At 53.5% G+C, this 16785-nt stretch carries 11 protein-coding genes; 5 read left to right on the forward strand and 6 right to left on the reverse strand.

Annotated features, from left to right (window positions below):
- The first annotated feature begins 5 nt into the window (after positions 1-5).
- Positions 6-1139, forward strand: coding sequence for a peptidoglycan binding protein CsiV (locus KJI95_RS00940; protein ID WP_250885592.1), 1134 nt, complete (start codon positions 6-8; stop codon positions 1137-1139).
- Between the two features lie 111 nt (positions 1140-1250).
- Here KJI95_RS00940 and KJI95_RS00945 read toward each other — a convergent pair whose 3' ends face one another.
- From KJI95_RS00945 to nagZ, 3 genes are all read right to left on the reverse strand, one after another.
- Positions 1251-1526: an acylphosphatase gene (locus KJI95_RS00945; protein WP_214505297.1), complete on the reverse strand. Its 276-nt coding sequence runs from the start codon at positions 1524-1526 to the stop codon at positions 1251-1253.
- 595 nt (positions 1527-2121) lie between these two features.
- Positions 2122-2694, reverse strand: coding sequence for an alpha/beta hydrolase YcfP (gene ycfP / locus KJI95_RS00950; protein WP_214505298.1), 573 nt, complete (start codon positions 2692-2694; stop codon positions 2122-2124).
- A gap of 344 nt (positions 2695-3038) precedes the next feature.
- Positions 3039-4052, reverse strand: a complete 1014-nt coding sequence (nagZ, locus tag KJI95_RS00955; protein ID WP_214505299.1) for a beta-N-acetylhexosaminidase — start codon at positions 4050-4052, stop codon at positions 3039-3041.
- Between the two features lie 343 nt (positions 4053-4395).
- Between nagZ and KJI95_RS00960 the strand changes: the two genes are divergently transcribed.
- On the forward strand, positions 4396-5772 hold the full coding sequence (locus tag KJI95_RS00960) for an L-serine ammonia-lyase (protein ID WP_214505300.1): 1377 nt from the start codon (positions 4396-4398) through the stop codon (positions 5770-5772).
- A gap of 216 nt (positions 5773-5988) precedes the next feature.
- Here the strand turns inward: KJI95_RS00960 and cysB are convergent, their stop codons facing one another.
- The gene (gene cysB / locus KJI95_RS00965) at positions 5989-6963 is read right to left on the reverse strand and encodes an HTH-type transcriptional regulator CysB (RefSeq protein WP_214505301.1); all 975 of its coding nucleotides are present in this window, start codon (positions 6961-6963) and stop codon (positions 5989-5991) included.
- 219 nt (positions 6964-7182) lie between these two features.
- Here cysB and KJI95_RS00970 point away from each other — a divergent pair, with 219 nt between their 5' ends.
- On the forward strand, positions 7183-7953 hold the full coding sequence (locus KJI95_RS00970) for a hypothetical protein (protein ID WP_214505302.1): 771 nt from the start codon (positions 7183-7185) through the stop codon (positions 7951-7953).
- Positions 7954-8239: 286 nt separating this feature from the next.
- Here KJI95_RS00970 and topA read toward each other — a convergent pair whose 3' ends face one another.
- Positions 8240-10867, reverse strand: coding sequence for a type I DNA topoisomerase (gene topA / locus KJI95_RS00975; RefSeq protein WP_214505303.1), 2628 nt, complete (start codon positions 10865-10867; stop codon positions 8240-8242).
- A gap of 324 nt (positions 10868-11191) precedes the next feature.
- Here topA and astB point away from each other — a divergent pair, with 324 nt between their 5' ends.
- A complete protein-coding gene (gene astB, locus KJI95_RS00980; protein WP_214505304.1) occupies positions 11192-12526 on the forward strand; it encodes an N-succinylarginine dihydrolase in 1335 nt (444 codons plus the stop codon).
- 152 nt (positions 12527-12678) lie between these two features.
- Here astB and KJI95_RS00985 read toward each other — a convergent pair whose 3' ends face one another.
- Positions 12679-15180, reverse strand: a complete 2502-nt coding sequence (locus tag KJI95_RS00985; protein ID WP_214505305.1) for an Ig-like domain-containing protein — start codon at positions 15178-15180, stop codon at positions 12679-12681.
- Between the two features lie 221 nt (positions 15181-15401).
- Here KJI95_RS00985 and KJI95_RS00990 point away from each other — a divergent pair, with 221 nt between their 5' ends.
- Positions 15402-16721, forward strand: a complete 1320-nt coding sequence (locus tag KJI95_RS00990; RefSeq protein WP_214505306.1) for a dicarboxylate/amino acid:cation symporter — start codon at positions 15402-15404, stop codon at positions 16719-16721.
- Positions 16722-16785 lie beyond the last annotated feature (64 nt).

Consider the following 16785-nt stretch of genomic DNA (forward strand, 5'->3'; position numbering starts at 1 on the left):
CAGTGATGCGCAAAATCGCGTTGGCGGCCAGTTTCTGTCTGCTGCCCCTCGGTCAGGCTATGGCTGAATCCTGGTTTGAAGTGGAAGTTTTTTTGTTTGAGCGTAATCAGCCAAGCGCAGAAACCTGGCCCAAAACCCCAAAAATCCCGCCCTATGCCAAGGGACGGGATTTGATTGGTGAGCGTTTTCAGTCCGCCCCCGATGCCGCGCTGACACCCTGCAGCGAAGATGAGCGCGTGGTCGACCCGCTGCGCTGCGACGGCATTGACATGCAGCGCTCATCATTTGCAAGCAGCCTGCCCTCACCCATGCCGACAAAAGTGACCGGCAAGTCTGCAGCCACAGCGCAAAGCGGAGCCGGCGCCCAGCTTTTGGACAGCAGTCAGCTGCAGCTTGGCGACCTGGTGAGTAACATTTCCCGCGAGCGCGGTATCAAACCCCTGATGCACATCGGCTGGCAACAGCCCATGGAAGCCCGTCACGCGTCAAAGCCTATCCGTCTGTTTGGCGGTGAAAACTTTGCCGACCGCTTTGTACTTGGCGGCGCTCTGAAAGAAACGCCCGCCATAGCTTCAGGCGCCGGAGCAGGTTTTGGAGCGGGGGAAGGTGCTGTTTCAGATATTTCAGCCAGCACAGCCGTTGAAAGCGCCGCCCCCACCACGCCGGTATGGCAGCTCGAAGGCCTGCTCAATGTCTATTTAAGCCAGTACCTGTATGTGGAAACCGATCTGGTGCTGCGTGCACCGGGCACCCGCAAGGTGGTGATAGAGCCTGCAACAGTCGCATCTGCCGATGTTGCCGCAGCAGCAGTAGCCACTGCTGAAACAGGCAGCGGGCAAACCGCAGAGGTTGTATCGCCATTGCCTGTGGTCGCCGCGTCAAGCGATGCTGCCACTCTCGTCATGCCCAATGTTGAAGAGCAGCCGTTCCTCTACGCTGTACCTTTAAATCAAAACCGCCGGGTACGCAGTGGTCAGGTGCACTATTTTGATCATCCCAAGCTTGGGCTGATTATTCAGGTACGCAAAATGGCCCAGCCATCAGGTGCCGTGGACATTGAAGAGCCAGCGGCCGAGCCCGAGGGCGACGATACCCCGGCTGCGGATGTGATTAACGGGCAGCAGCCTGCACAGGACTAACCCTCTGCATTTAAAGTGCGCCGCCATGGTCTCTGCGCATGGCCTTTAAGCATTGCCTTTAAGCATTGCCTTTACGCTTAGCCGTTGTGATTCTTGATGACGGCGCAGACGCTACGACTGCAAAATCGAAAAGTCGAGGTAGATCTCTTCTGCCTCGACATCTTTCACCTCAACCGCTGTGACCTTAGCTAAAGGCGAGCCCTGCCAGCACCACTCAATCAGGCGCGCCACGCGCACATCACTGCCCTGGGCCAGAATTTCAACAGAGCCATCGCTAAGATTGGTCACATAGCCGGTAATGCCGATATCCCTTGCCGCCTCCAGCGTAAAACGCCTGAAACACACTCCCTGCACTTTTCCAAGCACGTGAATAATGGCACTGCGCATGATGGTACTCCGCCTGTGAGGAACCAAGGCTCAGCATAATCAAAGCCCCCGGTCAGAGAAAGAAGTTCAAAGAAAAAGGAGTAAAAAGGAAAGAGACTGAAGAGAGAGCACTAAAGAGAGAGAACTGAAGCGGGAAGAGCTGCCAAAAAGGCAAAAAAAACAGCTAACCAAACTGCTGTTAGCTGCATCGGGCGACATACGCAATCGTGAGGTTTGCAGGGTGACTTCACACCTGCTTCACCAAATTGGTTGTTCTGTGAACTGCATGTGAAAAGCAGCGACCAGAAAGGCCGCAAATTTACACTTTGGTGCAGTTAATTCAATGGGTGGGCAAAAAGAAAATTGAGGTAAGACCACTTTTGAGAGGTTTATCACAGAAAAAGCGCCATTATTCGACACTTCATACTGTATTTATCCAGAATTATATGGTACGGAGGTCTTAATTAGTTGATGGAATAGATGATCATAGATGGCGAAGGAGATGTTCAGGCCGGCCTTTTTGGCAAAACGGCCTGTGATGTGTCTTAAATGTGAACAGTCTCGCGTCTATTCAGCCTGGCATTTATTCAGACAGGCTTTTACTCAGACAGACCATTCAGACAGGCTCATCCTTGAGCACAGTTTCTGACTGACCACGGGCAAATGCGGCAATGACCGGCAGATAGCGACCGAGTGAAGGAAACTTATGGCCCTGCTCTTCGTCCCACAGTACCCGATAGTAGGGTGACAGCTGCGCCTCAGCATCTGCGTTGTCACGCACTTCATCACGGCGCGACAAAATACACAGGCTGCGACCGGCATTTTTGCGCCGAAAATCGGTGACACATTTGGCGGCAATGTCGGCGTATTCTTCAGGGCGGGCGATGCGTCCGGCCATGTTGTGCTCCGGGGCTAAATTGGGGTTAATCAGCACACTGCGAATACCGCTTAAAAAACCTATCCGCTCAGCCCAAAATGCCCCAAGCCCAACCCCCAGTGCCAGGGTCTGATCTTTATCCTGGCCCTCAAGTGCGCGGGCAACATCGTGCAGCAACTGCTGCATATCGTATTTGGGGTGCTCGGTGGAGTAACTGATTAGCCGCACATCAGGGTCTACAAACTTTAGTTGCCGCATTTTTTCATGGTTGCCCGGGCTTCGGGAGTCGAATCCGTGGAAATATAAAATCATGGCTTACCTGCCGCGCTGGCGCTGGAAAAGTGCATATCTGACACCCTAGCAGCCGCGCAGATGCAAAAGTTTGCGCCCGGTCAAAAAAGCGCAAACTTTGTGCACCAATCCATCTTTGGCTGCAGCAAGCTAATCAAAAAACGAGGTATTCGAGCAGAGAGCCAATTAGGATGTGAGTTAATGCGGCTGCGAGCTAATCTGGCAGCAAATTAGCCTGGCGGCAAGGTAGTTTAGCGGTAAAGCAGACAGGATCAGTGAGGCACAAATTCCTCACTGATGCCTCACTGCAATTGCCGCTTTGCTGAAACTGCTGCCTCGCTGAAACTGCTACACAGACAAAACGGTCAGGCGCGATAGCCTATGGTGAGCGCTAGCTCGCGGGCTTTCTCCCAGCGGCTTAAGTTGTCCAGTGACGCAAGGGCGCGGGCCGCGTCAGGGCGAAGCGATGCAGCGTTGCGGCGACTGGCGTCGTCGGCAAATTCCGCGCCGAGCACCTCAAGCGCGCCTTCGCGGTTATTGCACACCAGGATCATATCGCAGCCCGCATCAAGCGCTGCCTTGGCTCTCGCGACATAACCGCCCGCGAAGGATGCGCCTTCCATGCCCAAATCGTCGGAGAAGATAACGCCGTCAAACTCCAGCTCGCCGCGCAGTTTATCCTGCAGCCAGAAGCGGGAGAAACCGGCCGGATTGGGGTCAAGCTTGTCGTACACCACATGGGCTGGCATTACGCCATTGAGCTTACCTTCAGCAATCAGCGACTTAAACGGCACCATGTCGAAGTTAAGCACTTCGTCGGCGCTGCGGCTGTCCACCGGCATGGCAACGTGGGAGTCGGCCTGCACACTGCCGTGACCGGGGAAATGTTTACCCACGGCGCGCATGCCCGCCGCTTCCATGCCGCGAATAAAGGCGCCACCAAGCAGTGCGACTTCTTCAGGCTTGCTGCTGAAACCGCGCCGGCCTATGACTTCACTGATGCCATTCACATCAAGCACAGGCGCAAAGCTTAAATCGATGTCACAGGCAAGCAGCTCCACCGCCATCAAAAAACCAAGCTCGGTGGCATAGCGGCAGGCCAGGTTCATGTCGCCGCCGGCGGCAGGCAAAATGTCACCCATGGCAGGCACCTGGGTAAAACCATCTCTAAAACGCTGCACCCGGCCACCTTCATGGTCGACCGCAATCAGGATATCCGGCCGCACTTTACGCACCGACGCCACCAATTCAATCAGTTGCGCGCGGCTGCTGAAATTACGACTGAAGAGGATAAGACCGCCGACACGGGGTGATTGCAATAACTGGGCTTCATCGGCCGCAAGCACAGTCCCTTCGAGATCCAGCATGAGAAAGCTCATCATTTCTCCCTACAAAAATTAATCAAAAGTGCCAAAGTCAAAACGCGACCATCAAAAACGCATCACAAATCCGGCGAAATAACGTCCGTCACAGTTCCGGATAAATACTGATCTACCCGCCGGGTTAATCGAACTAATCCGAACAATATCGCATAAAAATATCTAATGAAACTTACAGGTGGGAATGTGGGATAATCAAGGGCTGCGGTTCACAAGCACTTTGGCCACTCCCTGATACAGCTCCTGTGTCCGAAGCCAGAGATTACCGCAAAGCGCTCCGGCGGGCGAGCAACTGCCGGGCTTACGACTAAAATAACAACGAATAACAAACAGGGCCCAAGCTATGATCAGTGTGTTTGACATTTTTAAAATCGGAATCGGTCCTTCCAGCTCCCATACCGTTGGTCCGATGAAGGCCGGCAAAGAATTCATCGCCCGTGTTGATAACATGGGCCTGCTTGAGCGAACCGACGAGCTTCGCGCCGAGCTGTTTGGCTCCCTCGGCCAGACCGGCAAAGGCCACGGCACCGGCAAAGCGGTGATCCTGGGCCTGATGGGTGAAGATCCCGAGATAGTAAATACCGACGCCATCGATGGCATTCTTGCCAAAGTCGACAGCAGCGAGACCCTCAAACTCGCCTGTGGCCGCAAGGTTAAATTTACCCGTGAAGACGGTATCACCTACCACAGACGCAAAACCCTGCCCGCCCACGCCAACGCCATGACCCTGTATGCCTTTGCCGAGGGCGAGTGCCTGTATCAGCGCACTTACTATTCGGTTGGTGGCGGATTTGTGCTGGACGAGGATGAAATCGATCAGAAAAATCCATCGCCGGCCACGCCAATCAAATCGGCTCCGTTCGACTTCAACAGCGCCCAGCAGCTGCTGGAAATGTGCACCACCAACGGTCTGTCCATCTCGTCGCTGATGATGCAAAACGAGCTGACTCTCGCCAGCGAAGACGAAGTCAAAGAGAAGCTGTGGCATATCTGGCAGACCATGAAAACCTGCATCGAGAAAGGCTACAAGCTGGAAGGAATATTGCCGGGTGGCCTTAAGCTGCGTCGCCGCGCGCCGGCACTGTATCGCCGCCTCAAGGCCGAAGGTCGCAACAACGTCGACCCGCTGACGGCCATGGACTGGGTCGACCTGTTTGCCCTGTCGGTGAACGAGCAAAATGCCGCCGGCGATCGGGTGGTCACCGCGCCAACCAACGGGGCTGCCGGTATCATCCCGGCAGTATTGTGCTACTTCCACACCTTTGTGCAGGAAGTCGACATGGAAATTTGCGCCCGCTATCTGTTGACTGCCGCCGCCATCGGCATTCTGTACAAGAAAAACGCCTCTATCTCCGGCGCCGAAGTGGGCTGTCAGGGTGAAGTGGGCGTTGCCTGCTCCATGGCTGCAGCCGCGCTGACCGAAATCATGGGCGGCACGGTTGAGCATGTTGAGAACGCCGCTGAAATCGGTATGGAGCATAACCTGGGTCTGACCTGCGATCCGGTCGGCGGCCTGGTGCAGGTGCCCTGTATTGAGCGTAATGCCATGGGGGCCGTAAAAGCCATCAACGCCTCCCGTCTGGCGCTGCGTGGCGACGGTAACCACAAGGTATCGCTGGATAAAGTTATCAAGACCATGATGGACACCGGCCGCGATATGCGCAGCAAATACAAGGAAACCGCCAAGGGTGGCCTTGCGGTGAACATTGTTGAATGTTAAGCCTTAGCAATGCTTGCAGTCCGATGCGACGCTGAGCGCTAAATAACGCGCAGCACCATTGTCAGTGCTGCTTATCAGCGCTGCACCGACAAGCAGTACTGACAAGCGCTACTTACAAGCTATAGTAAGGCCAATAAAAAATCCCGCCAAGGCGGGATTTTTTATTTTTATGTGCAGCTTGGCGCGTTATGTCCTTTGATGCCCCTCGATTGCCGCTCAGCGAAGCGGCAATTCGCGGTCGGCGAACATCTCTTCAATCAGAATTGGATCTCGCAGCGCCACCGCCTTCTCAACCACATCACGGGTCAGGTGCGGGGCGAAGAGTTCAATAAAGTCATACATATAACTTCTAAGGAAGCTGCCCTTGCGGAAACCAATTTTGGTGGTTGAGTGGGCAAACAGATGGCTTGCATCAATAGCAACAAGGTCGCGGTCGATATTGGGATCAATCGCCATTGAGGCTATCACCCCTACCCCGAGACCGAGCCGTACGTAGGTTTTGAGCACATCGGCGCTGGTTGCGGAAAACACCAGTCTGGGCTCAAGCCCTGCACGGTTAAAGGCGCGCTCAATTTCAGAGGCGCGGTCAAAACCAAACACGTAGGTCACCAGCGGGAAGCGGGCCAACTCTTCAATACTGATATGGCTGCGGCTTGCCAGCGGATGGTCACGGGTAACCACCACAGAGCGGTTCCAGTGATAGCAGGGCAACATGATAAGGTCGGAGTATAAATGCATTGCCTCGGTGGCAATGGCAAAGTCTGCATCACCGCGGGCAGCCAGCTCACTTATCTGAGTTGGCGTACCCTGGTGCATGTGCAGGTTAACCTTGGGATAACGCTTGATAAAGCCCTTGATGATGTGCGGCAGAGCGTAGCGGGCCTGGGTGTCGGTGGTGGCGATATTCAGCTCGCCCTGATCCGGTTTGGTGTACTCTTCGGCAACTTTCTTGATGCTTTCGACCTTGCCAAGAATGTCGTTGGCTATGGCAATCACCTGCTCGCCGGCGGGGGTAACGTGGGTGAGATGCTTGCCACTGCGACCAAAAATCTGGATACCAAGCTCATCTTCCAGCATCCGCACCTGCTTACTGATCCCCGGCTGGGACGTGTAAAGGTTTTCAGCGGTGGCGGAGACATTGAGGTTGTGGTTTACCACTTCGGCAATATAGCGGAGTTGTTGCAGTTTCATCGTGCACCTTCAGCCAGTTCCCAGAGGATCCGTGGGCCGGTTTGAGCCAAGTAACTATAATTATGGGTTATAGTATAACGGATTAATTAAATCAAACGGGAATAACAAAATACATCCATGCAAAATCTACGACACACCTCGGAAGGTGCGCTAAGATAACTATGCTAGAGTATTGATTTATTGTAGCATTGGCTGAATTGTAACAAGAACGGACGACCTATGTTATTCATTCTCCTGGCCTGTGGCGTGCTGTTGCTGCTCATTATTGGTGTGAACGTCGTTCAGCAGCAAAAAGAGCGTGCCGAGGCCGAAAGACGCACAGAAGTGGCGCGACAACGAGCAATTATAGATGAAACTGAAGGGGTACTGTCCAATACCGGCATGTTCCCCTGCAGCTCTCATCTGATTATGGTGCTTTACCAGCGCATCCACGAAGCCCTGACTGTCGCGGTTGAGATGAGCAGCGCCCAGCCAAAAGCCGATTATCAACGCCGTTTATTCGATGTGCAGGCGCAAATTGATGGCCTTCGTGGCACCAGTAACGTGCCCGCCATCGAAAGTTTTCGCCTGCCCGATAACGACAAGCAAATTCTTGCCATAGTACAAACCCTGAAGAAGCTTAAAGCCATTCTGCGTGCCGAGCACAATAAGGGTAAGGTCGAGCCCACCGTCTTTGCCCAGGAAGAAAACCGCATCGACAGTCTGCAACTGCGCATCAACGTCGACTCGATGATTTCCCGCGCCCGCGCCGCCTGCTACATGAAGCAATATGGCTCGGCCAAGCAGATGGTTACCAAGGCGTTGTCGACCCTGCACACCATCAAGGCGCAAACACCAAACGACCCGTTTATCGGCCGTAAGGTCGATGAAGCCAAGCAGCTGCTCGATGAAATCATGGGCGCGCAGAAAACGTCCTCTCCGGATGCGCCGAAAACCAAAAAAGAAGGCGACGATCTGGATATGCTGTTTCAGCCAAAGAAAAAGTGGTGAGATACAAGCATCAAACAAGCCCCGCAGTTGCGGGGCTTTTTGTTGGCTGAACCGCATGGTTTGCTGAGGCCAGAGAGGCCTGTTAAGGGCGCAGAGCGCCGTCTACACCACTCAGTTACCCCAGATGCGCAGCTCAATGCCTCGCAGCCTTTGGATTAAGCTGTGCTAACCGAATCGGTGCAGAGATAGCCGATTCGGCGCTGCAGTACGCACAGTTGAAGCGGCACAAATCTTAGGCATAAAAAAACGCAGGCATGGCCTGCGTTTTTATTGAAAGCCTTACAGCTTATTTGCCCTTGGCTTCGGTTACCCACTTGCCATCACGGAAGAAGGCATTCCAGCCAGTCGCCTTGCCGTTCACCTCGGTCGCAACATATTGCTCCTTGGTTTTACGGCTGAATTTCACCAGCGCCTTGTTACCCTCGCCGTCGGCAATTGGCGCATCAGCAAGATACTGATACTTGGGCCATAGAAGCTCGCGGTACTTTTTCAGCTCTTCGACCAGCGGCGCACGGGTTTCACGTGAGCGCGGGAAGGTGCTGGCTGCCAGGAAAATCCCGGCTGCGCCATCACGCAGAACAAAGTAAGCGTCTGATTTGCTGCACTTAAGCTCTGGCAGGTGAACAGGATCTTCTTTTGGCGGCGCCGCTTCACCGTTTTTCAGCAGTTTACGGGTGTTTTTACAGCTTTCGCTGGTACAGCCAAAATACTTGCCGAAACGGCCGTTTTTGAGCTCCATGTCGCTGCCGCAGCGGTCACACTCGATGATAGGACCTTCGTAACCCTTGAGTTTAAACTGGCCCTTTTCGACTTCGTAGCCATCACACTCAGGGTTATTACCACAAACATGCAGCTTACGGGTTTCATCGAGCAGGTAGGAGTCCATCGCGGTGCCGCACTTGCCGCAGCGGTGCATGGCGCGCAGTGCATCGGTTTCAGCATCTTCGCCGCCATCCACAATGGCTTCTTCACCCGGGGTGAGGTTCATGGTGGTCTTGCAGCGCTCTTTCGGTGGCAAGGCATAGCCTGAGCAGCCAAGGAACACACCGGTGGTGCCGGTGCGAATCCCCATGGGGCGACCACAGGTCGGGCACGGAATATCGGTCAGCACCATCTGATTGGGGCGCATACCGCCTTCATCTGGCTCAGCTTCCGCCTTTTCAAGCGTAGAGGTAAAGCCGCTGTAAAAGCCATCGAGCACGCCTTTCCAATCTTTTTCACCCTTGGCGACATCGTCGAGGGTCTGCTCCATGCCGGCGGTAAAGTCGTAGTTCATCAGCTCGGTAAAGCTTTCGACCAAGCGCTCGGTAACGATTTCACCCATTTTTTCGGCGTAGAAACGACGGTTTTCCACCTTCACATAACCGCGCTCCTGAATGGTGGAGATAATGGCGGCATAGGTAGATGGGCGGCCAATGCCGCGTTTTTCAAGCTCTTTAACCAAAGAGGCTTCGCTGTAACGCGCAGGCGGCTTGGTAAAGTGCTGCTTGGGTTCCAGATTGTCGAGGGTGAGCACATCACCAACCTGCACGTTTGGCAGGGTGTTGTCCTCTTCGTTTTTCTTTTTAAGCGCTGGCTGCACCCGGGTCCAACCATCGAACCGCAAAATACGGCCACTGGCTGTGAGGCGGTAATCGCCAGCCTGCACAGTCAAGCGAGTAGCATCGTACTGGGCTGGTGTCATCTGACAGGCAACAAACTGGCGCCAAATCAGCTCGTAGAGGCGCTGAGCGTCGCGCTCCATGTCGGTGAGGCTGACAGCCTCGACTTTCACATCGGACGGACGTATGGCTTCGTGAGCCTCCTGAGCGCCCTCTTTGCTGCCGTAACGCAGCGGCTCGGCCGGCAGGTACTTCTTGCCAAACTCTTTCTCAATATGGGCTCTGACGCTTTCCAGCGCTTCCTGACTGAGGTTGGTCGAGTCGGTACGCATGTAGGTGATGTGACCGGCCTCGTACAGGCGCTGGGCAAGCATCATGGTCTTTTTCACCCCAAAGCCCAAACGGGTACTGGCAGCCTGTTGCAAGGTGGAGGTAATAAAAGGCGCCGAAGGCTTGCTTGAGGTGTCTTTGTCTTCGCGATCGACCACCTTGTAGCTGGCGTTTTGAAGTGCAGCAACCGCCGCCATAGCCTCGGCCTGGGACACAGGCTCGAACGCGGCGTCGCGATAGCGACTGACTTCCATCAAAAGCTGCTGTGCCGACGGTGTTTTCAGGCTTGCGTGGACATCCCAGAACTCTTCCGGCACGAAGGCTTTAATTTCAGCCTCGCGCTCCACCACCAAACGCACGGCCACCGATTGCACCCGACCGGCCGACAGACCGCGGGCAACTTTCTTCCACAGCAGTGGCGACACCATAAAGCCCACCACACGGTCAAGGAAGCGGCGAGCCTGCTGAGCATTAACCATATTGGTGTTCAAATCTGTGGGACGGCTGAACGCATCCTGGATAGCGGTCTTGGTGATTTCGTTAAATACCACACGCTTATAGCGACTGGTATCGCCACCAATGACTTCCTGAAGGTGCCAGGCAATGGCCTCCCCTTCTCTGTCCAAATCCGTTGCCAGATAGATTTGGTCGGCAGAGCCAGCGAGCGCCTGCAATTCTTTAACGACCTTTTCTTTGCCGGGCAGCACCTGATAGTTGGCCTGCCAGCCGTGCTCAGGGTCAACCCCCATGCGCGCCACCAGTGCCTGTTTATCCTTTTGCTTTTTGTGCTGCGCCTTTTCTTCGGCGCTCATTTTGCGAACGTCGGCGGATGATTTGCTGGCGGGCTTACCGTCAGCAGCGGAAGAAGTGGGCAGATCACGGATGTGGCCCACACTCGATTTCACAATAAATTCTTTACCAAGATACTTGTTGATAGTCTTGGCTTTCGCCGGCGATTCGACAATAACGAGCGATTTACCCATAGCTTAATTTGCGCCAACAGTCTCGAGAAGGTAGAAATTGGCACCATATATAGAGGGTTGAAACCTCAGTTTCAAGCGCTTCCCTCAGATATGTGGCCCAGCGAGTCACTTTTTAATCAAGAGTGAAAAAAATGTTCGCAAATAACTTTGCGTAATTAAAAACTAATATTTCATATTCCGCCAGCAAGCAAGTAATAGTTATGCAAATCGGTCAAATGTCACCGGTTTTGCGACCTGAGCAAGGCTTGTGCAGCCCTTTCACGTCGCTATACTGAGGCCCTGATCACAAATTATTAATACTGCCAAGACCTCAGGAACCCCGCGATGAAGCACTTTGAAGCAAACTTTGACGGCCTGGTTGGCCCAACCCACAATTATGCCGGTTTATCGTTCGGCAACGTGGCCTCCCAGAGTAACGCCGCCCAACTCTCCAACCCCAGGGAAGCGGCCAAACAGGGCCTGAAAAAAGCCAAAGCGCTCGCTGACATGGGGTTGGTGCAAGGTATGCTTGCCCCGCAGGAGCGCCCTGATATCCATTCACTGCGCCGCATCGGTTTTACCGGCTCAGACGCCGACGTGCTTGCCAAGGCGGCCAGCACAGCGCCTTTGCTGCTGCAGGCATGCACCAGTGCATCCAGCATGTGGACCGCAAACGCTGCAACCGTGTCGCCAAGTGCAGACAGCAGTGACGGCCGGCTGCATTTTACCCCGGCTAACCTGGTCGACAAGTTACATCGCAGCATAGAGCCCACCACCACAGGCAGAATCCTCAAAGCCATTTTCAGCGACAGCCGCCATTTTGCCCATCATACCCACTTACCGGAGCATCCGACTTTTGGTGACGAAGGCGCCGCCAACCATACCCGCCTGTGTCATCAGTATGGCGACAAGGGGGTTGAAGTGTTTGTTTATGGCCGCTCGGTTGCCGATGCCTCCAAACCCGCGCCGAAAAAATATCCGGCACGCCAGACGCTTGAGGCCTCCCAGGCGGTTGCGCGCCTGCACGGACTTGCTGACAGCCACACTGTTTATCTTCAGCAAAATCCAGATGTTATTGACCAAGGCGTGTTCCATAACGATGTGATTGCCGTGGGCAACCAAAACGTGCTTTTCTACCATGAGCAGGCGTTTCTCGACACACAGGAAAAGCTCGCCGAAATCGAGCAAAAAATGCAGGGCAACATGCATTTTATTGAAGTGCCCACCGCAAAAGTTGGTGTGCTTGATGCCGTGAAAAGTTACCTGTTCAACACCCAGATTGTTACCTTAGGCGACGGCAACATGGCGATTATCGCACCAACGGACTGCCGCGAAAATCCTGCCGTTTATGAGTATTTGAACAGTCTTCTCACCATGAATACCCCCATCAAAGCCGTGCATTACTTTGATGTGAAGCAAAGCATGCAAAATGGCGGCGGCCCCGCCTGCCTGCGTTTGCGCGTGGCCATGAGCGAAGCAGAGCTTGCTGCGGTAAACCCACACGTGATGATGAACGACGCGCTGTTTGCCCGCCTGAACCAATGGGTCGACAAGCACTACCGTGACCGCTTAAGCGCCGCCGATCTGGCCGACCCGCAGCTCCTCATCGAATCCCGCACCGCACTCGATGAACTCACCCAAATCATGCAGCTTGGGAGTGTTTATCAGTTCCAGCGTTGATACACCCACCTGCAACCTTTCAAAATAGGTCACAAGTTGCTCTAACGGCTCACATTTGCAGACGACACAAAGATACGAAAATCAGTAAATTGCGCCGCCCCTCAAAAAACAAAAAGGCCACTCATCTGAGTGGCCTTTTGACATCATTCAAATTAATGCACTTTGACTTTCATTGTCAGCGCTTCAGTGACCAAACCACCCGGTGATGTCACCTGAACGGAAAACACCCCTTCTTCCGGCTGATCAGTCCCTTTAATCACCACAGCGAATTCACGTGCTCCGTTGTAATTTGAGCTTGGCCACGTGTAGCTTGCAGTACTGGCAATAGACCCAACCGAGGTTTTAAATTCAACTTTCGTTCCAGCTGGGAGTTGCTGATTATGAAGGTCAGACAGGTCAAAAACTACTGACGCGGTCGACTTGCCAAGAATGTCTATTTGGCCATCGTTGTTGGTACCTTTAGCGTTTGACTTGTAAACAGCAACGTTGTTTGCATCAAAGCCATCAAAGTCGTTTTGAACACCCACTTTGGACGCTGGGGTCGCAAACGCTTCGCTGCCAGACATCACCAACACTAAACTGGCGCGCACGTTAAGTGACTGAGACTCACTTATCCCATCAGCACAACCGGTGTGGGCAGGAATAGAACACAGAACACCGTTGTACTTTTTGTCTGCCAAATCGAAAACACCATCGCTGTTGAAATCGATAAGCCTGTCATTGGTGCCGCTGTCTGGATCGCCACCAGCTTGTTGAGGGTTGAAAATACCATCTTCGTTATAGTCTACGAAGGCTTCATCCAAATCATACGGGCGTCCGCCGGCGTCTTTCCCGGTGAGGAATGCAGTCATTTCGGTGGCATCAAAACGACCGTTGCCATTGTTATCGGGGAAGGACTCTTCACCGACTGCGGTCGCGGTAATGGTTGCACGACCGCCATAGCTCTGCCCGTAATAGTTTCCGCCATTTATCAATTGAGATTGTGGTCCCTCAGCACCGAGTGTATTGCCGTCTGGTCTGGCATTCTGACTTCTCCAAGTCACAAAGCAGGCACCGTTTGAGGTAGTACAGGAAGAATCTATCGCACCACCTTCAGTGGTGAAATAAACCGCGGTACCATCGGGAACTGGGTTGTTAAACGCGTCAGCCAAACGTGCCACGACCTTCACTTCAGTGCCATCAACACTCCAGCCCTCGGCATTCAGCACCTCCGCAGACAAAGAGAAGCTGTCCTGATCAGGCTTACCGGTTGAAATCACCAGTACATTCGACTGACTGGAAATAAGCGGTGAAGAGCCAACGATAGAAGCGGTAACTCGTACCGATGTTGCCACTGTACCTGAGGTCACCACAGTCTGAGCAATACCCTGGCTGTTAGTGGTAGCAGTAGTCGGATTAAGGCTTAGGCCACCCACAGAGGTATTAAGTGAAAACGCCACAGCTTTGTTGGCTACCGGATTACCATTTGTATCCAGCACTTTAAATTTGACCGTGGATGACTCATCACCACCAGTGCCTTTAATGCTGATATTTTCAGGGGCGGCGCTCACAAACACTATGCTGCCTGCATCTGCTGCAATCACATTCAGCGTACCGGTCGCTGACAGGTTTTTACCGCCAACGTTGGCCGTCACGCTGATGTTGTCATCGCCAACACAGCCCTTGGCAAGATAGGTACTGGTCGCTACACCACCAACGGCGGTAACAGGAGTGCTGAGCTCAGCTTCTGGATTGGTTTTGGATGCGCAGGTGGAGGTAAAGTGCACTTCAACCGGCTCGGTAAAGGCAATGCCTTGTTCGTCCTGAAGTTTAACCGATACGGTCGCAGTGCCGCCCGCAGAAATACTGGTGGCGCTGACACTGGCTTTGCCCGAAACAAAAGTGCCTTCAGCGCTGCCCATCAGCACATTAGTTGCGCCGATAACAAACACTTTCTGGCCTTTTTCACCGGAGGCCAACGAAGCGGTGGCCTCGGCAGCGCCGGGCTGACTGCCGGCATAGACATCCACACTCGCCTTACCGTTACTGTCGGTGATAGCGGTTTTGATTGGCAGGTCGCCCAGGGTTGAACTGAACGTCACAATCACTGTCTTGGAAACACCTGATACAGTAGCGACCAGTTTGCCGGGTTTGGTACTGGAAATCGTATCAATCGGGTTACCGCTGACATCGGTCAACGCAAGGCTCACCTGCGCTTCACCACCGGTGGAACTGCCGCCGTCACCCTTCATGTTAAAACCAACCGGCTCACTCTTTTCACCGGTTGAGAGGCTTGCTGTCACAGTGCCGGCGCCATTGACATCAGCTGTGCTCAGAGTAATGGACGCATTACCATTGGCATCAGTCAGCGCAGTGCCGGTTGACGGGGTGAAGGTGCCAAGTTTGGCATCATTAAGTTCAAATTTGACCAGTTTGCCTGCCTGGGCACCGGAAAGAGAGCCTTTAACATTCGCGGTCACCACCGCAGGGGTGTCGACACCAATGGTGCTGTTGGTTGAATTAAAGGCGATGGAAGCTGTCACTGTGATTTTATCGGTTGGCGGTGTAGTCCCCGTATCGCCGCCACCGGTGTCGGAAATAGAACCGCCACCACCACAGGCTATCAATAAAAACGACAGTACCGTCGCTGACCATAACTTAAACGCTGACTTCATTGTCAGACTCCCTGTTACTCTAGTTAAAATACCCAAGCTTTCAGCTTATTACTTATAGGCTAACAATACACAATTTTCATGTAACTTTTCTATTACTGCTTCCCTTTATTTCGGGGAAAGACAGTAAAACTTTAACTGTTTGCCCGTTTTCACGGCTTTCGTTTCTTGCTAGGCTTTAGTGCGCCAAAAAAACAATGCACAAAAAATAAACAGGAATGATTATGGCTGCTGCTAAACCCAGTAAAATTGGCCTTACAGGCAAGATCCTCATCGGCATGGGTGCCGGTATTCTGACAGGCCTTCTTATTCGCAACCTGTTCGGTGGCAGCGAATGGGTGAGTGAATATATCACCAACGGTTTTTTCCATGTCATCGGCACTATTTTCATCAACAGCTTGAAAATGCTGGTTGTGCCGCTGGTATTTATTTCACTGGTGTGCGGCACCTGTTCGTTGAGCGAACCCTCTAAACTTGGCCGCCTTGGCGGTAAAACCCTCAGCTTTTACTTATTCACCACCGCAGTTGCTTTGGTGGTAGCGATATGTGCGGCAGTCGTGGTTAAGCCAGGTAATGCCTCACTCGCCACCGAAAACATGCAATATGAGGTAAAAGAAGCGCCGAGCCTTGCTGACGTGCTGATTAATATTGTGCCTTCCAACCCTATTCAGGCATTCAGTGAAGGCAATATGCTGCAGATTATCATTTTCGCGGTAATTTTCGGCTTTGCTATCTCCCATATCGGCGAGCGCGGCAAACGGGTAGCGGCTTTTTTTGAAGATCTGAATGAAGTTATCATGCGCGTGGTGACACTCATTATGCAGCTCGCGCCCTATGGTGTGTTTGCGCTGATGGGTAAACTCGCCCTGACCCTCGGGCTCGACACACTGGAAAGCGTTATCAAGTACTTTGTGCTGGTACTCGTGGTCCTGCTGTTTCACGGTTTTGTGGTGTACCCAATACTGCTCAAAGCCTTCTCTGGCCTCGATCCATTCATGTTCATCCGTAAGATGCGTGACGTTCAGCTGTTTGCGTTTTCGACCGCAAGCTCCAACGCCACCCTGCCGGTGACCATGGAGGCTGCTGAGCACCGTTTAGGGGCCGATAACAAGATTGCCTCCTTTACCCTGCCCCTTGGCGCCACCATCAATATGGACGGCACAGCGATAATGCAGGGTGTCGCGACCGTCTTTATCGCTCAGGTATTTGGGATTGAACTCACCATCACCGATTACGCCATGGTGGTGCTCACCGCAACGCTTGCCTCAATCGGTACTGCCGGCGTGCCCGGTGTCGGTCTTATCATGCTGGCTATGGTACTCAATCAGGTGGGTCTACCGGTAGAAGGTATCGCCCTTATCCTCGGTATCGACCGTATGCTGGACATGGTGCGCACCGCGGTTAACGTTACCGGCGATGCGGTTGCTACCGTGATTATCGCCAAGAGTGAAGGCGCGCTGAACGAAGGCGTGTTTAACGACCCCAAAGCGGGCAAAACCGCCGGCAGCTTTGAAGCCGAAGTTCACCGCGGGGAGCATGGCTGACACTGCGCGGGCTTAGCTTACACGCTCGGCTCGCCACCGCCCCTCACTGACGGAGGGAACAAAA

The organism is Shewanella jiangmenensis (assembly GCF_018596335.1).
GTDB classification, from domain to species: domain Bacteria; phylum Pseudomonadota; class Gammaproteobacteria; order Enterobacterales; family Shewanellaceae; genus Shewanella; species Shewanella jiangmenensis.

Excerpts from the sequence above, each read along its gene's own strand:
- KJI95_RS00940 (WP_250885592.1), top strand. The coding sequence starts at position 6 with ATGCGCAAAATCGCGTTGGCGGCCAGTTTCTGTCTGCTGCCCCTCGGT.
- KJI95_RS00945 (WP_214505297.1), bottom strand. The coding sequence starts at position 1,526 with ATGCGCAGTGCCATTATTCACGTGCTTGGAAAAGTGCAGGGAGTGTGT.
- ycfP (WP_214505298.1), bottom strand. The coding sequence starts at position 2,694 with ATGATTTTATATTTCCACGGATTCGACTCCCGAAGCCCGGGCAACCAT.
- nagZ (WP_214505299.1), bottom strand. The coding sequence starts at position 4,052 with ATGAGCTTTCTCATGCTGGATCTCGAAGGGACTGTGCTTGCGGCCGAT.
- KJI95_RS00960 (WP_214505300.1), top strand. The coding sequence starts at position 4,396 with ATGATCAGTGTGTTTGACATTTTTAAAATCGGAATCGGTCCTTCCAGC.
- cysB (WP_214505301.1), bottom strand. The coding sequence starts at position 6,963 with ATGAAACTGCAACAACTCCGCTATATTGCCGAAGTGGTAAACCACAAC.
- KJI95_RS00970 (WP_214505302.1), top strand. The coding sequence starts at position 7,183 with ATGTTATTCATTCTCCTGGCCTGTGGCGTGCTGTTGCTGCTCATTATT.
- topA (WP_214505303.1), bottom strand. The coding sequence starts at position 10,867 with ATGGGTAAATCGCTCGTTATTGTCGAATCGCCGGCGAAAGCCAAGACT.
- astB (WP_214505304.1), top strand. The coding sequence starts at position 11,192 with ATGAAGCACTTTGAAGCAAACTTTGACGGCCTGGTTGGCCCAACCCAC.
- KJI95_RS00985 (WP_214505305.1), bottom strand. The coding sequence starts at position 15,180 with ATGAAGTCAGCGTTTAAGTTATGGTCAGCGACGGTACTGTCGTTTTTA.
- KJI95_RS00990 (WP_214505306.1), top strand. The coding sequence starts at position 15,402 with ATGGCTGCTGCTAAACCCAGTAAAATTGGCCTTACAGGCAAGATCCTC.